Source organism: Veillonellaceae bacterium (genome assembly GCA_012523975.1).
Classification (GTDB): domain Bacteria; phylum Bacillota; class Negativicutes; order JAAYSF01; family JAAYSF01; genus JAAYSF01.
The window spans coordinates 1-17,955 of sequence record JAAYSF010000044.1; the positions used below are offsets into that span (position 1 = coordinate 1).

At 46.8% G+C, this 17,955-nt stretch carries 13 protein-coding genes; all 13 read left to right on the plus strand.

The annotated features are described in order from the left end of the window. Positions 1-246 precede the first annotated feature (246 nt). The 13 genes from GX348_06010 to GX348_06070 all read left to right on the plus strand — a co-directional run bounded on the left by GX348_06010 (position 247) and on the right by GX348_06070 (position 17,839). A complete protein-coding gene (locus tag GX348_06010; protein NLP41744.1) occupies positions 247-4,563 on the plus strand; it encodes a translocation/assembly module TamB in 4,317 nt (1,438 codons plus the stop codon). Positions 4,564-4,660: 97 nt separating this feature from the next. Then, complete coding sequence (locus GX348_06015) at positions 4,661-5,299, plus strand: sigma-70 family RNA polymerase sigma factor (protein ID NLP41745.1); 639 nt, start codon at positions 4,661-4,663, stop codon at positions 5,297-5,299. A gap of 303 nt (positions 5,300-5,602) precedes the next feature. Further along, a complete protein-coding gene (locus GX348_06020; GenBank protein NLP41746.1) occupies positions 5,603-6,178 on the plus strand; it encodes a hypothetical protein in 576 nt (191 codons plus the stop codon). 19 nt (positions 6,179-6,197) lie between these two features. Further along, the gene (locus GX348_06025) at positions 6,198-7,925 is read left to right on the plus strand and encodes a BamA/TamA family outer membrane protein (GenBank protein ID NLP41747.1); all 1,728 of its coding nucleotides are present in this window, start codon (positions 6,198-6,200) and stop codon (positions 7,923-7,925) included. A gap of 127 nt (positions 7,926-8,052) precedes the next feature. Further along, positions 8,053-9,297, plus strand: coding sequence for a hypothetical protein (locus GX348_06030; protein ID NLP41748.1), 1,245 nt, complete (start codon positions 8,053-8,055; stop codon positions 9,295-9,297). Positions 9,298-9,394: 97 nt separating this feature from the next. Beyond that, a complete protein-coding gene (locus tag GX348_06035; protein ID NLP41749.1) occupies positions 9,395-9,865 on the plus strand; it encodes an OmpH family outer membrane protein in 471 nt (156 codons plus the stop codon). 205 nt (positions 9,866-10,070) lie between these two features. Further along, on the plus strand, positions 10,071-11,021 hold the full coding sequence (locus GX348_06040; GenBank protein ID NLP41750.1) for a molecular chaperone Skp: 951 nt from the start codon (positions 10,071-10,073) through the stop codon (positions 11,019-11,021). 73 nt (positions 11,022-11,094) lie between these two features. Then, positions 11,095-11,520, plus strand: coding sequence for an OmpH family outer membrane protein (locus tag GX348_06045; GenBank protein NLP41751.1), 426 nt, complete (start codon positions 11,095-11,097; stop codon positions 11,518-11,520). A gap of 15 nt (positions 11,521-11,535) precedes the next feature. Then, positions 11,536-12,558, plus strand: coding sequence for a UDP-3-O-(3-hydroxymyristoyl)glucosamine N-acyltransferase (gene lpxD / locus GX348_06050; protein NLP41752.1), 1,023 nt, complete (start codon positions 11,536-11,538; stop codon positions 12,556-12,558). Positions 12,559-12,739: 181 nt separating this feature from the next. Then, on the plus strand, positions 12,740-13,369 hold the full coding sequence (locus GX348_06055) for a YjbH domain-containing protein (GenBank protein NLP41753.1): 630 nt from the start codon (positions 12,740-12,742) through the stop codon (positions 13,367-13,369). Positions 13,370-13,381: 12 nt separating this feature from the next. Then, positions 13,382-14,248: a lysophospholipid acyltransferase family protein gene (locus tag GX348_06060; protein ID NLP41754.1), complete on the plus strand. Its 867-nt coding sequence runs from the start codon at positions 13,382-13,384 to the stop codon at positions 14,246-14,248. A gap of 325 nt (positions 14,249-14,573) precedes the next feature. After that, positions 14,574-16,937, plus strand: a complete 2,364-nt coding sequence (locus GX348_06065) for a hypothetical protein (protein NLP41755.1) — start codon at positions 14,574-14,576, stop codon at positions 16,935-16,937. Positions 16,938-17,065: 128 nt separating this feature from the next. Next, on the plus strand, positions 17,066-17,839 hold the full coding sequence (locus tag GX348_06070; GenBank protein ID NLP41756.1) for an amino acid ABC transporter ATP-binding protein: 774 nt from the start codon (positions 17,066-17,068) through the stop codon (positions 17,837-17,839). Positions 17,840-17,955 lie beyond the last annotated feature (116 nt).

The following is a 17,955-nucleotide window of genomic DNA, read 5'->3' on the forward strand; positions in this document are numbered from 1 at the left end:
AAATCCCGACTGTCTGAGCCGCAGGCGAGTTTCGGGATTTTAGTAAGTTGTACGGTTTGCCGAGGCTTTTGGAAGACCGGGCCTAGACCTTTTTGGTTACTTTTTGGGGCAATGCTAAAAAGTAACAACCCCTTCGCATACTGAAAATATTACCGGAAAGAATACTACACTGGGGTACCTCTTCTACAGGAAGGCATAGTCCTTATGTCGAAGTATTTTAAAGCATTTTTTTAGGTTGGAGGAAGTATGAAAACCAAGGCGATAGTAATTGTAACTCTAATTATCATAGCTCTCACTGTCGTCTCGGCATGGCAGAATAGAAGCCAAGACGTTCTGGCAGGAGTCCGCGATATTGCGGCTGCTGAAATTGCTGCTGCAACCGGTGCTGCAGTGCAGTTTGGCGATATTGAGGTAGTTTCTCTAACTAGACTACTTATACATAATGTTTATGTTTACGATAAAGAGGCTAAGCTGGTAGGGAGCAGTCCTAAGATAACTGTCAGCTATAGCCCGCTTAGTCTGTTTCTTGGCAATAAGGCCGATATGATAAGATCGCTGGAAGTTGATAAGCCTCAGCTTAAACTTACTCAAAAGGTTAGCGGACGTTGGAACTTTGAAGATTTAATTTCAGAGAGCCAGACCACCCCCGCAGAATTTTCCGGTAAGGTGATTTTGAAAGACGGTCAGGCTGAGATTGTTTCAACGGCGGGACAGTGGACTCTAACCTCCGTAAACGGTAGTTTAGATTTTTCTAACCAGCTGTCGACCGGAATCAATATTTCAGCACAATACAATGATACCCCATTGGCGGTTTTGGGCTCGCTTAATACCGACGGCGATGGCGTCTTCAGCGTTAAAGCCCGCCAATTAGCCCTGGCTGACTTAAAACCGTTGCTGCCGAGTCAAAGTAGTATTCAGCTATTGGACGGTCTTGCAACAACCGTTGACGCAACCATTAAGAAAAAGAGCGGTGAGATTACTGTTGCCGGTCAGACTGAGTTCAGCAATGTTGCCGCTGAGATTGACAGTGTGCCGGTGCACGAGGCAAGCGGCCATGTGTCTTTTACCAATGAAAAACTATATATATTTGCCAAAGCCAAGGTCTGGGAGCAGCCAGTAGCAGTGAGAGGCAAAATTGCGCTTAATACCGTTCAGCCGGTGCTCGACCTGGATGTATCTTCGGAAGGCTTTGATCCCAGTGTCGTTAAAGCTGATTTACCGGTCAGCGGTCTGGTCAAGTTCGATGCTGCGGTAACCGGAACAGCCGACGAAATTGAAGTAAGCGGCGATGTTCGGTTGCCGGAAGGTCAAATAAGCGGCGTTGCCCTAAAAAACATAGCAGCTCAAGTCCATTTAGCTCAGAATAACTTTACGATCAGTCAATTAAACGGCGGCTTGGCCGGTGGCCGAGTTTCGGGATCTGGAGTCCTAAATCTCAATGATAACCGTTATAATGTGAAAATTAACGCCCAAAATGTTGACAGTGCAACATTAGGCCAATACCTACCCGGTCTTCGCGGCCTTGTCGCTTTCGATGTAGCGGCATCCGGCGCCGGCTCAAACATAGAAGGCGCTTTAGTAAGCGGCACAGCAAGCATAACATCAGGAAGTTATCGGGGGATTGCCTTTGATAATGCTGCCGGAAGTTTTTATCTGGCCAACAATGTGCTGACAGTAGATTATGCCAATCTTGGTGTTAAAGATGGCATGGCTTCAGCCAGCGGGACGGTCAGCAAAGACAAGATTCAGCTAAATGTGCGCGGCTATAGAATTCCGCTTGAACTGCTTGGCGCTAACAACAGCAATCTGAAAATTGCCGGCATGGCCGACTTTTCCGGCACTATAAATGGCACAATAGCTCAGCCGGCTGCAATAATTAACTTTACAGCCGTTAACGGGCAGGCTCTCTATCAACCATTCGCCCATGCCCAGGGCCAGGCGATAATAACGCCATCATTTGTTACTCTGACGGAAATCGTCCTGACTGATGGGCCAACTACTCATAGGGCTTCGGGTACTATTGGCCTTGACCGCGCTCAGCAGTTGAACTTGAAGATTAGCTCGCGCCAAGCTCGGGCCGAGAATATTGTTAAGCTAATAGCGCCCGGTGAAAAACTGACCGGTAACGTTGATAATGACATAATAATAACCGGTCCGCTCAGTAACTTTAACGCCGAAGGGAAGCTTAAGCTGACTGAAGGAAGTTTCCGCGGCCAGCTCATTGCCAGTGCCCAGGGATCTTACCGGCGTGAAAATGGTTTAACAAGTATCAGCGATCTTCTAATAAAATCCTTAAACACTGAGGTTATAATAGCAGGTGTGGTCAAACAGGACCAGGAACTTGACTTGGCTATCACAGCTCGCAACCTTGATATTAGCAGATTCCAGTCTAATCTGCCGCATCCCGTTACCGGCATGGCCAGTTTCGGCGGTCACCTGACTGGGACACCTCAGCAGCCGCGATTTAGCGGTCAATTAACTGCCGCCAGCTTAACATACAAAAATCTTGCGATAACCAACGTTAACGGTGATATTAGGGTTATTGACAATGATATTGAGATTCCCTGTTTTAAATTCGAACAAGGGGGCGGCATTTATAACTTCACTGGTGGACTGGATTTAGCTTCAGGTATAGTTTATGGCGGACTGGATGTTGAAAAAGGTGATTTGGCCGCCCTCTTCAGCCTGCTTGGCTTGCCCGCTAAGGAAGTAAGCGGCCAAATGAACGGTCATATCCAGTTAAGCGGAACAATGGACAGACCAAATCTTTGGCTTACTGGCGGAGTAACAAATGGTAAGATAAAGAACTATCAGCTTGATACTATCGATATTGACGCCGCGCTGGATAACGAGGTAGTAACCGTTAATAAATTCTTTGCCAAACAGGGCAATGGCGTGCTAGCGGTGCGCGGCAGTGCTGATTTAAACGGGCCGCTCAACTTTGAAGCCGGCGGCCGTGATATTGATGCCGGACTGCTGACGGCGCTCTTTGCCGTTGATGTTAATGTAAAAGGCATGCTCAATTTCGCGGCGCAGGTTACCGGAACGGCTCTAAATCCCCGGGCCGACATTTCCCTTGAAATTTCTGGCGGCGGGGTTGGCTCCTCAACCTTTGATTCGCTCTATGGACTGCTTATATTGCAGGATAATAGCATCAACATCAATCAGCTGTTTGTCACTAAAGGACCGAACCGGGCCAGCGCCTACGGTGTCATTCCGGTAGCGGCGCTGAGCAGTGAAGGCCGCCGCCAGGCAACAACCGCTGACCAAATGGATGTCAGAATGCGATTAGACCAGGCCGATCTTAGTATTCTGCCGCTTTTAACCAAGGAAGTAGACTGGGCCGTCGGCAAGACGCAGGGTGAACTTACTATTGCAGGGACAATAACTCAGCCTTATCTTACCGGCAGCATTAACGTAATGAATGGAACGGTTAAGCTGCATGAGTTGAAGGATCCAATCCAGAAAGTGGACCTTGATATTCAATTTAAAGGTGATAAAATAATTTTAAAAACATTTTCAGGGCGTATGGGGTCGGGCTCCTACCAGATGACAGGCAGTACTGCACTTCTGGGCCTTGATTTTACCGACTATAATTTTCAACTTAATTTGGATAAAATTGGTGTAGATAGTAAATACTTCAAAGGACCTTTAAGCGGTAATCTCGAATTAACCAGTAAACGGGGCCGTCCCCTGCTGGCCGGGACACTGCTGTTTGAACATGATACTATTGATATTCCATTTGTGACCGACTTTACTGAGTCTGACCTTAATGTCGGACTGGATATTGAACTTATTGCCGGCGATAAAGTCCGGCTGTACAATCCGTATATGTACGATATCTGGGCTGAGGGCCGGGTTAAGTTTGCCGGCAGTACCAAGCGGCCTGACCCCTCAGGGAAATTTACCGCCATCAGGGGAACAGTTAGCTATCTTAGAACGCAATTTAAAGTAAAAGAAGGCAGCGCCGACTTTAACCAGTTCGGAACGTTCGAACCGGTGCTGCGGCTGTCAGCTAGCACCAAGCTGCACAACACGACCGTCGATCTGGATATTTTTGGTCCAGTATCAGCAATGGACTTGCGGCTTACCTCTGAGCCGGCGATGAATCAGCAAGAGATTATGTCATTATTGACGCTGCGCAGCCGATATTTTGAAAGGCAGAATAGCGGCAGCGGGGCAAGCGGCAGCGGCTTTGGCCGAGATGAGCTTGTCGGCCTGCTGGACGCCGGTCTGCAGATGCGCTTTGTTAGTGAGGTTGAAGCAGCTTTCCGCGATGCGTTTGGCCTTGATGATTTTAGAGTAGTACGTGATACGCTGTGGAACGACAGACATAATACAGCCGAAGACGAAAAGGAATCTGAAATTGGCCGTGAGGTCTACAATCTCGAAATGGGCAAGTATGTTACTGACCGCCTGATGCTCAACTATACCCAAGGACTTGACAACGAGCATCACAGTTTTGGTTTCCGTTATGACTTGGATCGGAGAATAAGCCTTACCGGGTCAGTCAACGATGAAGATGACAGACGGATCGGTATCGAGACTAGGTTTAGATTTTAAATGTGGAAAGTCTATCTAGATTGTCATTGCGAGTCGCGCCAGCGACGCGGCAATCTCGGTATTGAACCAAGTTCCCGATTAGAAGAGGGTGATTCAAATGCTTTTCAAGCAGTATCTTACTGAATTAAATAAAATCAAGCTGCTTTCACCGGCAGAGGAAGAGGAGCTTTGGCTTGGGTTTAAAGCCAAGGGAGATCTGGACAGCCGGCGGCGGATTATCGAGAGCTATCAGCCGCTTGTCTTCAAGGCGGCTATGAGCTGGAAGACGGATGAGCCCACGCTGATGGACATCATTCAGGAAGGTACTGTCGGTCTCATTGAGGCTGTTGAAAATTATGACCATACCCGCGGCGTGGCGTTCAGCCTGTATGCTTTTCACCGGATTCGCGGACGTATGCTCAACTTTATGCAGCAGGAAGGCAAGGCTGATTTAGCTTATATTGACAGCCCGCTGGATAACGAGCATTCAGTAACCCTGGCCGACTGTCTGATTGACACTAAGGCTGAAGTTGCTCGCCAGGCAGAACAGAATGTGCTGGTCGAAAAGCTAAAAGACGCTCTTGGGCGGCTGCCGGCTAAGGAGCAAATGGTGCTTAACGGTGTTTATCTTGAAGACCGCGAGCCTAAGCAACTTGCTGAGACGCTTGATTTAAGCATATCCCATATTTACCGTCTGCAGAAACAAGGCATCCGCCGCATTCGCGGTATGATGTCCAAGTTTATGCAGCACTGGTAATCAACGGGCTAACGCCCTCGCGATGTCATGACTGCTGCTGAGTCGTTACTGTCATTGCGAACGAAGCGCAGCGGAGTATGGCAATCTCATTGCTTTTACGTTTAGAGAGAAACGGCGAAGTTTTTCAACAGCCGTTATAGAGGTTTTTAGTAATAAACAGCGAAAACAAGTCAAAACACTTAGTAATATTGATATATTACTATATAATAATCTAAATTCCCGATTTTTTGCCCCTTAGGAGATGCCCATAATCTGGCCTCTTCCCTTGATTATATATTGTGGTCTATAATGGGGGTGGTGAATATGGCGGACTTTAAAGACAATATGTATCGGCGTTTGCGTTCAGCCAGGCAATGGCTTAAGCGGGCTGAAGAATCGTTCGATAAAGACCGTGATGTTCGCGCCGAGCTTGATTTAATGCTGGCCCAGGCTGAGCTTCAGCACGCCAAAGAGGCTAATCGTACCCGCCACTGGCGATATAAGTACTCGCTGCTGACGCAGGGTACGGCCGCTATAATGGCGATGGTGATAGCTGTCGCTGGTTTTGGCGGCACCTATTGGTGGTTTAACCAGCATCGAACAAGTAATTTTCAGGCTCCCGCTGCCGTAAGTGAATCATTGCAAAGCCCGCAGCAGCCTGCGGCTGTTAGTAGTTTGCCTGAGCAGCCTAAAGTTCAGCAATCAACGTCAGCAGTTACAGTTAAAACTGTTTCGGCACCAACCACACTGAAATCAGAGCAACCGCAAAAATTGACTGGAGCAGAAAGCCGCGTCAAGGGTGACGATGGAACGTATCAGGCAGAACAAGAGGTGGTACTGCCACCGGATGAACTGCAGAAACTGGTACGGGCCGCTGGGAAATCACTGCGTGGTCAATAATTTAATAAGGAGGTAATACATGAGAAGAACGAGACGCTATGGGCAAATTTTATTTGCAGCTATCATTAGTCTCAGCATTATCCTTACAGCTGCCGCCCCGGCGTTCGCCACCGACCTTACCGGTAAGACGGTTACAGCAGTAGAAGTAACCGGCAACTCAGCGGTCGACAAAGCCGCAATCACCAAGGCTATCCAAATTAAGCCTGGTGAAGCGTTAACGCCGGACAAGGTTAAGCAGGATATGCAGTCTATTTATGATCTTGGCTATTTCTTCGACGTTGTTGCTAACTTTACCGAAGTTCCGGAAGGCGTCAAAGTTGTTTACACTGTTATGGAAAACCCTGTTGTAAATGACATTGTTATTAAGGGTAATACCAAAGTTACAACGGACAAGCTTAAGGATTTGCTCAAAGTTACTAAAGGCAAAATCTTAAATACCAAGCAGCTCAACGAAAATGCCCGGGCTATTGAACAGCACTATCATGACGAAGGCTATATTTTGGCCAAGGTCAGCGATGTTTCAATGAACGGCGGCGTATTAACAATCACCATCAATGAAGGCAAGTTGGAAGGCATTGCCATCAAGGGTAACGAAAAGACCAAGAGCTATGTAATTACCCGTGAAATGAAGCTCAAACCGGGCGAACCCTTTAATGTCAAGGATGCCCGCCGCAGTATGCAAAAGGTGTACAACCTTGGTTATTTTGAGGATGTAAACATGAAGCTCAACCCTGGTAAAGAACCTAATGCCATCGTGCTTGAAACCAGCGTTGTTGAGCAAAAAACCGGGATGTTTTCAATTGGGGGCGGTTACAGCAAGAGTGATGGTCTAATCGGTATCATCGAACTTGGCGATAACAACTTCCGTGGCACCGGCGACAAAGTTAAGCTTCACTGGGAGTTTGGCGGCGAGGCTAGCAATCGTAACTATGAAATCGCTTATACTAAGCCATGGCTGGACTCTAAACAAACCTCTTTAGGCTTCACCTTCTATGATATGACTAATGAGTACACCGACTATAAAGAAGGCGGAGACGAAAAGTCGACCTATGACAAAAATCGTAAGGGCTGGGATATAACCATTGGCCGTCCGCATGGTGAATTCATTCAGAATTATATCACCTTCAAACATCGTAACGATGAATATGTCGAACATGTTGAAGGTCCGGAGAATTATACTGAAATTCCGGGATATCTGGATGAAAACTTCGGTTTGACTAATAGCGTAACGTTGATGCGGGTATTTGATTCACGTGACAATGTCTTTAGTCCGACAGAAGGCCATCGTTTCTCACTGGCAGCTGAATTTGCCGGCAAGGCCTTTGGCGGTGACTTTGACTTTAACAAGTACACGGCAGAGAGTCGTAACTATTTCAAGGTAGGCCGATCTCAAGTAGTAGCCCTTAGGGCCACGATGGGTTACGCTGATGGGCATATGCCATACAGCGGCAAATTCTCGGTCGGCGGCTCAGATACTTTGCGCGGCTATGAAGACGAACAGTTCAAAGGTGACAAAATGCTAGCGGCCAGCGTCGAATATCGTTTCCCGGTTGCCAACAAGATTCAAGGCGTAGTATTCAGCGATATTGGTAAGGCTTGGGATGGCGAGCATTATAAACTCAATGATCTCGAAGCAAGTGTCGGTGTGGGTATGCGTGTAACAACACCGATCGGACCGATCCGTATTGACTATGCGCAAGGTTCTGATGGCGGCAAGACCCACTTTAGCTTTGGCGGCCAGTTCTAAAACAGATCGAGAGCCAGGTCCTTCGACCTGGCTCTTATTCAAATTACTTACTTAGGAGGTGCGGGACATAAACTGTAAGCCTTTTTCTATTCTAGTGGTCGTAACTATTTCCCTGGCGCTGCTTTTTTTGCCCGGAGGAGCGAGCGCAGCCGGCGATACCATCAATAAGATTAATGTCAAAGTGACTACAGTGGACGGCGCTCAGCCGCCGCCTGACCGCATCGCCAAACGGATGGCAGCCAGCGTTAACACGGTCGGCGAACATGTACTGATCGGGCGCAAACCTGCCGATGTTGCCGCTAGCCTAGGCTCATATGAACGAATTGTCAAAGAGGTCTTTGACCGAATTCTCGTCGGTTATACTGTTGAAACCGTTGTAATTAAACCTGGTGTAGAAACTGATGTTGTTCTGGAATTATCCCCCTGGGGTGAAGTTGTCCGCGAAGTTGACCTTGAGATTGACTATGGCAATATCTCACCGGAATTAATTCCGCTGCTCACAAGCGATATGGGTGATGTCGAAGAACGGGTGAGCAATGTCCTAATTGGCTTGCCGATAGACGCTGTTGATTGGGCGAGCGGGGTATCCAAAACGGTAATTCAGGAAATCCTGGCCGAACAGCTCCCAGAATTTCGGACCAACTTTGATATCGAATCAGGAACGCGGACGATAGTAAAAGTTTCGTTAGTACCAACCGGCGCAACTATTCACGACGTACGAGTTAACTTACTGTCGCACACAATACCGAATGTACTGCTGTCCGGCATCGAAACGATATTTGACGATGAGGCGAAAAGATTAAGAGGCCTGCCGGTAGCTTTTGTAGAACGGCATCGCAGCTATTTCACCGAAAAGTTTCAGGCAGCCGCCAGCCAGCATCATATGGCGCGAAATTACGGCTTGACGCTGACATCCTCTATAACGCCGGGAACTGACACAATAATTAATGTTAAGGCCGAAACCGACAAATATAATATCTGGTTGGAAGGCTATCTCGATGTCGGGCGCAACGAGAATGACAATGACAATACCTCGGCCCGCCTGCATGCCGGAAAGTTTTTCAGCAGCCGTGATGAGGTTTATCTGGAAGTTGACTTTTTCCCAAGCTCTGTATCTTGGGATTTTATACCCGGCTGGTCCCACCGGATCGGCAATGATACCTTTGCCGGAGTCAAATATAACTCATCTGACAATGAGGCGATATTAACATTAAACCAAGTTATTGATCCCCGTTGGTCGTTACGGGCTGAACGACGGACTGATGCCGGACTAAATGAGGTTGGCCTGAGGTATCGGCTGCATGACCACCTCAGCACCGAATATGTCTTGAGTGATGAGGAATCATGGCTGCGACTTATCGGTCATCTTTAGTAGATACCATTAGGAAAATGTTGAATATAACGGCATTTGTTGGTATAATTAAATGGGAAATTTTTATGCCAGATGGCAGAGAAGAGGGGTTTAAGAATTGTTAAAATTCGGGAAGAAACAAATCAAATTGGTTTCGCTTACAGTTGCAGTCTTATTTGTTCTGGGAATTGTCGGTCTGGCTGTATCACAAACAGGCACAAGTTATGCGGCCAATGCAGCAAGCTCTTCTAAAATCGGGGTGGTTGACTTCCAAATGCTCGTTTACCAGCATCCTGATATGAAAAAAGCTGAAGAAACTATGCAGGCTGAAGTAAAAGCTGCGCAGGAGGACTTTGCAACAAAGTCAGCCGGCATGAATGACAAAGAAAAGCAAGACTATTATATGCAAATTCAACAACGTCTTAACCTTAAACAGCAGGAACTCAGGGGACCGATTTTTGATAAAATCAATGCTGCCATTAAGTCTGTAGCCGATGCGCGAGGCTTAGCGGTAGTGCTTGATAAAAACGATGTTGTCTATGGCGGTCAAAATATTACTGACGAAGTATTAAAGAGAATGGGCAAATAAGCTGAATAATAACTGAATCAGGCATACAATATAGCCGAGCCGGTATGACCCCAGCTCGGCTCTTTATTAGAAATCATGGTGCAGGGCACCTAGAATATGAGATTGCCGCGCTGCGCTCGCAATGACTCCTCCAAGCTTGTTAGTTGTCATAGTGAAGATTTGCAGTCGACAAGGCTATCCAGATTTATAGAAAGCGGGTGATTTGGTGTTCAAGCATAAGTATATGTTGCGGTTTCTGCTATTAATCGTTTCCGTTGCAGCCTTTACCACCGGCTGTTCACTTGGGAAGACCAACGACACCAAACCCCCTGCGTCCCAGGTTGGGATAATCGATATGAATCAAGCTATTAAAGCCCATCCAAGATATGGCGAAGCGGCAAAGCTTGAACAGCAGTATAATACACTGGCGGCCCAAGTCCAAGCCAGTCGGCCCGCCCCGCAAGTCAATACAGCCGGCCCTGATATGTCAAAGGTGATTGCCGGTATAAATGCTGCTCTGGAGCAAGAATTTAATGCTAAGATGACTGAGAAACAGGCTCAGCTCAGCGCTGGGTTCCAGGCTAAGGTTGAACAGCTGCGTAGTGATTTAACGGCAGAATTGCAGGCCTATGCCAAGGAACTGGATCAAACATATCAATCGCAAATTTTCAGCATTCAGCTTAAGCTAAAAACAGTTCACCTAAGCCAGGAAGAAATGACTTTGCTGCAAGATGAATTGGATAAGCTGCAAAAAGAACGAGCGGCAAAATTAGCGGCAAAAGAGCAGGAATTGTCGGCAAAAATGGATGAGCAAATGGCACCTGAAAAAGCTGCCATTGAGCAGCAGTTAGCGGCCTATGCCCAGCAGCTTCATGCCGAACTGGCGCAAAAGGGTGCTGCACAAGCATCAGAGATTGCCAACCGTAATCAGCAATCAGCGGCGAAGATTACGGCCCAGCCTGCCGGCAGTAGCGAGCAGCAGTTAGCCGCTAAACAGCGTGAAATTGAAATGCTAAAACAGCTGATTGTTGACGATATTCGCAGCAAAGCCGCAAAGGTTGCCGTTGAACAAGGGCTTGAGGCTGTACTGGCCAAGGTTCAGGTAAATGTCAATGCTGTAGATATTACCGGTGCGGTTATCAGTCAATTTTCAGCTAATAATATTCAGCTTAAATAACGATTATAATTAATTAATAGCTTGGGAATAGTAATTTACAACAGCAACAATCGATCAGATTGGAGGATTTGTAATGAAAAATACAGGTAAATTGGTTGTTTTATTATTGGTTGTCTTTGCGTTCAGCGTGCTAGTCAGCGGCTGCAGCGGTACCGGCGGACAGAATATCGGCGTTCTTGACGTAAACAAAGTAATGGCTGAAAGTCCTAAAGTCAAAGGCTTCCAGGAGCAGCTTAATGCTAAAGGTAAAGAACTAACCGATAACTTGGAAAAGGAAAAAGCCGGCTTAAGTGCTGAGGAATACCAAAAACGGCAAGAGGCGGCTTATAGTGAATTTGTTAAAATTAAACAAGACCTCGAAGGCCAAATCGATGCCAGTATTAAGCAAACCCTTGAGCAAGTTGCCCAAGAAAAAAAGTTAAGTGTAGTACTTTATAAGAACGGGGTTGCCCAAGGCGGTACTGATATAACCGACGAAGTTATCAAGAGAATGCAGTAGTCAGGGGGATTTCAAGTGAAAATGAGATTAAGTGATATCGCTGAACTTGTTAAAGGCTCGGTGATAGGCGACGGAAGTGTAGAAATTACGGGTGTATCCGGTATTGACTCCGCCGGCGAAAACGATATCACTTTTGCAGTGCCGCCCCATCTTGATCAGGCGGCATTGACCAAGGCTGCTGCTGTTATAGTTCCTGAAACAATTACTGAGTTTTCCAAACCGGCCATTCGGGTAGAAAACCCCCGGGTGGCCTTTACTAAGTTGTTGGAAATTTTCGCTCCGCAGGTACCCATCGTGCGGGGTGTACATAATCTGGCAGTCATGGGCGAAGGTGTCAAACTAGGCAAGAATGTCGCGATAATGGCGTTTGCCGTTATTGCCGACGATGCTGTTATCGGCGACAATACAATAATTTATCCGCATACTTATATCGGCCACAAAACGGTAATCGGCAGTGATAATATTATCTATCCTAATGTAACAATTCGGGAGAACTGCAAGATTGGTGATCGGGTTATAATCCATAGCGGAGCCGTTATCGGCAGTGACGGATTTGGGTTTGTAACAGAAAAAGGCCGGCATCACAAAGTACCGCAGGTCGGAAATGTCATTATTGAAGATGATGTTGAAATTGGTGCGAATGTTGGTATCGACCGGGCAACTACTAGCAGCACGGTCGTCAAACAGGGTACTAAAATTGATAATTTAGTGCATTTGGCTCATAATGTGGTACTTGGGGAAAATTGCTTGCTGGTAGCTCAGACCGGCATTGCCGGCAGCGTTAAAACCGGCCGTAATGTTACCTTTGCCGGACAATCGGGCAGTAACGGTCATATTACTATCGGTGACAATGTCACCTTCGCCGCCCGATCGGCGCCAATCAGTAACGTAGCTTCCGGGTCCTTTTTAGCCGGCTTCCCGGCTCGGCCGCATCGTGAATGGATTAAAGCCGAAGCCTCACTATATAAAGTGCCCGACCTTATTAAGAAGGTAAGAGAACTCGAAAAACGCTTAGCCGAGCTAGAAAGCGGCAAATAACAACAACCAGAAGATCGCCACGACGTGGCGATCTTCTTTTCTCTATCACGGGGACAGCTCTCTTGACACAACTCAAAATTCGTTTGTCTGTTATTACCTTCCCTTATTCGGCAGGAAAATGGCTGGTTTTGCGGAATAATACATAAATGTGCAAAATTTGTTGTAAAAGGGGATTTATTTGATGAAAAAATTACTGTATGTCGCTATATTTACTTTGTGTTTTGGAACAGTTACTGCTAACGCCGCGCCGTCAGTAAATGGCTCAACTGGTTTAATCAATACTCCATCAGCTGATGTTTTACAGGAGGGAGACTTCTCGCTTGGCTATTACCATTTAGAAGAAGGCGAGGTCGGCGTTTTTAACACCAACCTGACAGGACGTCTTGAACTTGGGGTTGCGGGCTTTCGCTATGACGGCGATCAAGATAATGACACAATGCTTAATGCTAAGTATGGTTTAATACCTGAAACAATTTTGACGCCGGGACTGGCAATCGGCATCGAGGATGCCACCGATAAAAAAGATCGTTCGCTGTACGCAGTCGCCAGCAAAGGACTGCCGCTCGGGTTTAGAGTGCATGTCGGTACAGGCAACGGACGATATGACGGCCTTTTTGCCGGGATTGAGAAACAAATCAGTCCCCTTGGAATGATAACCGGCAACAGCGTTTTCCCGGCCACTAGCCTAATTGCTGAATATGACGGAGAAGATATGAATTACGGTGCTCGTATATCGGTAGTGCCGGGTCTAAAGGTCGATGCCGGATGGCGCAATCACGAGACATATTTCGGGTTCAGTTTCACAAAATAGTTGGAGGCCATTATGGTTTACTCATTAGTTAAAGTATTCAGCTTTATAGTGTCGACGCTGCCATCTCCTGTTCGTCGGATGCTTGGTAACCTGGTAGGAGAAATTTGTTGGCCGCTTGTACCGGAGAAACGCAAACGGTTGGCGATTGATAATATAAAGCAGGGCTTTGCTATCAGCGAAAGTCAGGCCAAAATTATCGCTAAGCAAAGTACCACCAGATTTGGCCGTATGTTTATGGAAGTGCTGGCATTTCCGCGAATCAATAAAAATAATATTGCTAAACATGTTCACATGGAGGGTGCCGAGCATTTAACCGAAGCTCTTGCTCAAGGCCGGGGGGTAGTGTTGGCAACTGCCCATAGCGGCAACTGGGAGCTGCTGGGTGCGGCGCTGGCCATGAATGGCTTTCCGCTTGCTGCAGTTGTTCAAAAGCAAACTAATGCCGCCATGGATCGGTTTATTAACGAATACCGCAGACTGGTCGGCATGCATATAACCTATAAATCAAGCGCACTTGAAATGGCCAGGCTATTAGGGCAAGGCAAAGTTATTGGAATTTTGATGGATCAAGATGCTCATTCCGGCGGAGTATTTGTTGATTTTTTCGGTCGCCCGGCATCGACACCGCAGGGCTCGGCTGTATTAGCCAGAATGAAGGATTCGCCGATTGTTCCGGCGTTCATTACCGAAAATAGTGACGGCACTCACACCGCGATAATTCACCCATATATTATGCCGGAAAAAACTAAAGATAAAGCTCAAGATGTACAAGCCACCACTGCTAAAATCACCAAAATTATCGAACAGCATGTCCGCCAGCACCCTACAGAATGGTTCTGGCTACATAACCGCTGGAAAACCAAGCCGCCGCAAAAATAAAATAAGCTAAAAATCTGAGATCGCCATGTCGCTGCCGCTCCTCGCGATGACACTAATCTTTGTCATCGTTGTGAGCCTAAGCGGACTGTGGCGATTTTTGTTTTGATATATATTTATTACATCAAAATCATTGCCAATCTCACTGTACCCCGGTTATTGGCCCTTTCTGGAAAAAGCCGTTCCGTAGGATGGAAAACCGTCACTGTTGGAGTAATGACATGTTGCAAAACATATCAAAAAGATATATAATATTCTCCATCATGCGTATATACTTTTATGCATAAAACTGATATAATATATCCTTGATGGAAAGAGGTGAGACAAGATGACTAGTTTTATGCAGAAGTCTAAGAATTTCTTTGCCAGAAGTATTTTAAAAGACACTTTCAATCGCGATATTTTGACCCTTCTTATTGTTAGTATTGTAATTGGCTCATTGTTAGCCAGCGCTTTGTCGATGTCAGCTAATGCGTATTTTTCCAGTACGCTGAACAGTCTGGTCGGCGATTATGGTGAATATGATTTAGTTCTGCAAGTGCGGGAAGGTATGAGGGATGATGCATCAGCGCAGATCCAAAAGATCATTGATGATGTATTTCCAGGCTCGCGAATGCAGATTGGACCGACTGTAACCGGTAAAACCAACATTTTTGTTGCTCTGCCGTCAGAATATAAAAGTAAAAAGGTTTATGAAGAACTTGATAAAACATTCGGCGGTATCCCCGGCGGGGCGAGCGTCGGTGTTATGACCGAGCCGCGCCTAAACATCCGTGGTGTGCCTGACGGAGCTAAAAATATGCTGATAGACAAAATCATGGAAATCGATGATGTCAGCTTTGCTTTTCGTGACGGTGGTTCGATTGGTGTCGTTTTGACATCGGTAGAAAAGACAGCAGCGGTCAATAAGGAAGTTGAGGAGCTGCTTAAGCAGTACCAGCTTATCGAAATAAGCTTCCCGGTCGGCAGTGAGCCGTCCAACCCTATCAAGATGGGTGAAACTATTGCTAATGATATGAAAATGCAACTTAATATCGGTTATGCTGAAAACGTATCGACTGACGGTACTAACAGTGACATGAATTACCTGGTAAGTACCATGATGGAATTAAAGCGTTTCTTATCAGCTTATGCCAGCCAAGTGCTTATAACGCCAACCGGCGGTGCTAATCTAATGAAAGGCGATACCGTTGTATTCCAAGGTACTGCCGCTGCTGCCCCTGCTGCCGGTAATCCGGTGGACAAGGGTAATGTTGTTGTTCAAGTAACAGCATTGCGCCCGGACGGATCAGCTGAGGGTGTTATTACCCAGGGCGATGCGTCTTTACTAACCAATAATCAAGGTTTTAAGATTGAAAAGAACGTTGTTTCAACCTTAGTGGGTACGGCTTCTTACCGCAATCCGCGTCAGGAATTGAGCGGTGCGCTTAATGAAACAACTAAGCTGGTCGGTCAAATTCCCGACTTTGCGAAAGATACCCAAAACGTAAGTCAAATTGCGCTTAATGCGCTTGATAACTACGACAAAAGTGTTAGTGCCATTGAGCAGACTATCAGCAGTATTCAGGCTGCAAGCGGTACTATTCAAGCCGCTACCAGTGGTTTAGCCCAAATCGATACAAGCTCGATGCAGAATCAAATCACTCACTCCTCCCGGGCTATCGGTAACTTAAAAAATACTATGCAGATAGTAAGATTGGTGGGCGGTGGCAATACCGCTACTATCGATGAACTTACCGGTACTCAAGCAAGTTTGGACACTCTAAATTCTAACTTAGCTGCCCTTAACAATGTTGCCGCTAATGCCCGAACTGCTAATGCGGCTATTGACAGTATCGTAGCTAACGGCAGCGGAACTGTTGCGGCTCTCAAAAGCTTTGACGCCGCCGGTGCCCGCAGCGGCTTAACGGATGCTGCTGCTAAGATAAATCAAATCCAACAGTTGGATGTTCCGCTTATTACAACCCAGCTGCAGTATATGGCAGCCGCTGCTCCTAACCTCAAAGACGAGGAAATCAGCCATTCAGTTCAAATCATGGATCAATTCATTGCCGGTCAGGTTATCCCTGGCGCAAGAATTCAGATTCTGACCACAAGAAATGTTACGAGTGATGCTGTAGCGCCGATTGTGTACGAGCAGGCCGGCCACCAAAATATAGCGCTGTATTCAGCTGATCTGGGGGTTATTGAACCTAATGCCCGCGGTGAGATAATTCAGATCCTTAACGAAGTTCAGGCAGTATTAGCCGGTCTGGCAGCGATAATTGCAACCCTGCTGTTCCTGGCGCTTGACCATACGGCAATTATGACGGTTATCCGTCGCCGCCGTCTGGCAAACAGAGTAAAAGTAACCGGTTGGCGCGGTCTGTTAGCCCGGATTACAATAACCTTTACTGCCCCTGAACGCCAATATGGTATGGTAATCGGCGCTGTGATGCTAACGGCCATATTCGCTATCTCCGGCGGTGGTATTCCTTATCTGCCATGGCTTGCAGTACCTTTGCTCGGGGCGTTGATTGGTCTGATTGTGGCTAACTACACAGAAAAAATCAGCCCGATCTCGACTGATGAAGTAACTGCCGGTGAGGCTCTGGGCTTGTCCTTCGACGAAGTCATGCGTGAAATCGTCGTCCCTAGCGCCCGTCCGGGCTTATTGCAGAAGTTGAATAGACGGAAATTGAAATTTAGATAAAGCATGAGATCGCCACGTCGCTAGCGCTCCTCGCAATGACAGATTATAAGTTCATAGCTAACTAAACTGTCATTGCGAACGCAGCGTAGCGGAGTGTGGTAATCTCGCTTTTAACAGGAGGTGATACCATGCTTGCTATTCAGAATCTATTCAAACAGTTCGGCAATATCAAAGCTATCAATGACCTAAATCTTAATGTTGCGCGCGGTGAGACGGTGGCTCTTATGGGGCCGTCTGGCTGTGGCAAGTCAACGACAATCCGCAGTATTAACAGGCTGGTTGAACCCGATAAAGGCTCAATCATATTTAACGGAGTTGACATTTTGAAGCTTAATCCTGATGAATTGCGCAATGTGCGCAAGAAAATCGGCTTTGTGTTCCAGCACTTTAACCTTGTGGACCGTTTGACAGCTGTTGAGAACGTAATGCTTGGCCTGGTTATGGGCGGTATGGCTAAAGACCTTGCTTATGACAAGGCAATTGATGCGCTGCGCAAAGTTGGTCTGGAAAATTATCATAGCAGCAAGCCTTCTGAAATGTCCGGCGGTCAGCAGCAGCGCGTCGGTATCGCTCGGGCGCTGGCATTTGAACCTAATCTGATGCTATGGGACGAACCGACGGCATCGCTTGACCCGATTTTGGTACGGGAAGTTCTCGTTGTTATGGAGGACCTGGCAAAGTATCGACAAAGCGCAATGTTAGTAGTAACTCACGAAATTGCCTTTGCCCTGCACGTTGCCGACCGTATCGTCTTAATGGATAAAGGCAAAATAGTAGAAGAAGGAAAACCTTCCGAAGTTTTTGTTAAACCACAGTCGCATATCGGTAAACAATATAAAGAACTCATTGAATATCAAATGAACACTAACGCGCTCACTTTAGCTGGCAAGCGAATTGCGTAAAAACAAGATCGCCACGGGCTTATGCCCTCGCGATGGCATTCTTAGAAGATATTTAACTAACTAAATGTCATTGCGAGCGCAGCGCGGCAATCTCAATCTCTCGGATTTTGATTACC

What these genes read in the sequence shown, in the direction of transcription:
- GX348_06010 (NLP41744.1), top strand. Translation starts at nt 247, where the DNA reads ATGAAAACCAAGGCGATAGTAATTGTAACTCTAATTATCATAGCTCTC.
- GX348_06015 (NLP41745.1), top strand. Translation starts at nt 4,661, where the DNA reads ATGCTTTTCAAGCAGTATCTTACTGAATTAAATAAAATCAAGCTGCTT.
- GX348_06020 (NLP41746.1), top strand. Translation starts at nt 5,603, where the DNA reads ATGGCGGACTTTAAAGACAATATGTATCGGCGTTTGCGTTCAGCCAGG.
- GX348_06025 (NLP41747.1), top strand. Translation starts at nt 6,198, where the DNA reads ATGAGAAGAACGAGACGCTATGGGCAAATTTTATTTGCAGCTATCATT.
- GX348_06045 (NLP41751.1), top strand. Translation starts at nt 11,095, where the DNA reads ATGAAAAATACAGGTAAATTGGTTGTTTTATTATTGGTTGTCTTTGCG.
- GX348_06055 (NLP41753.1), top strand. Translation starts at nt 12,740, where the DNA reads ATGAAAAAATTACTGTATGTCGCTATATTTACTTTGTGTTTTGGAACA.
- GX348_06060 (NLP41754.1), top strand. Translation starts at nt 13,382, where the DNA reads ATGGTTTACTCATTAGTTAAAGTATTCAGCTTTATAGTGTCGACGCTG.
- GX348_06065 (NLP41755.1), top strand. Translation starts at nt 14,574, where the DNA reads ATGACTAGTTTTATGCAGAAGTCTAAGAATTTCTTTGCCAGAAGTATT.
- GX348_06070 (NLP41756.1), top strand. Translation starts at nt 17,066, where the DNA reads ATGCTTGCTATTCAGAATCTATTCAAACAGTTCGGCAATATCAAAGCT.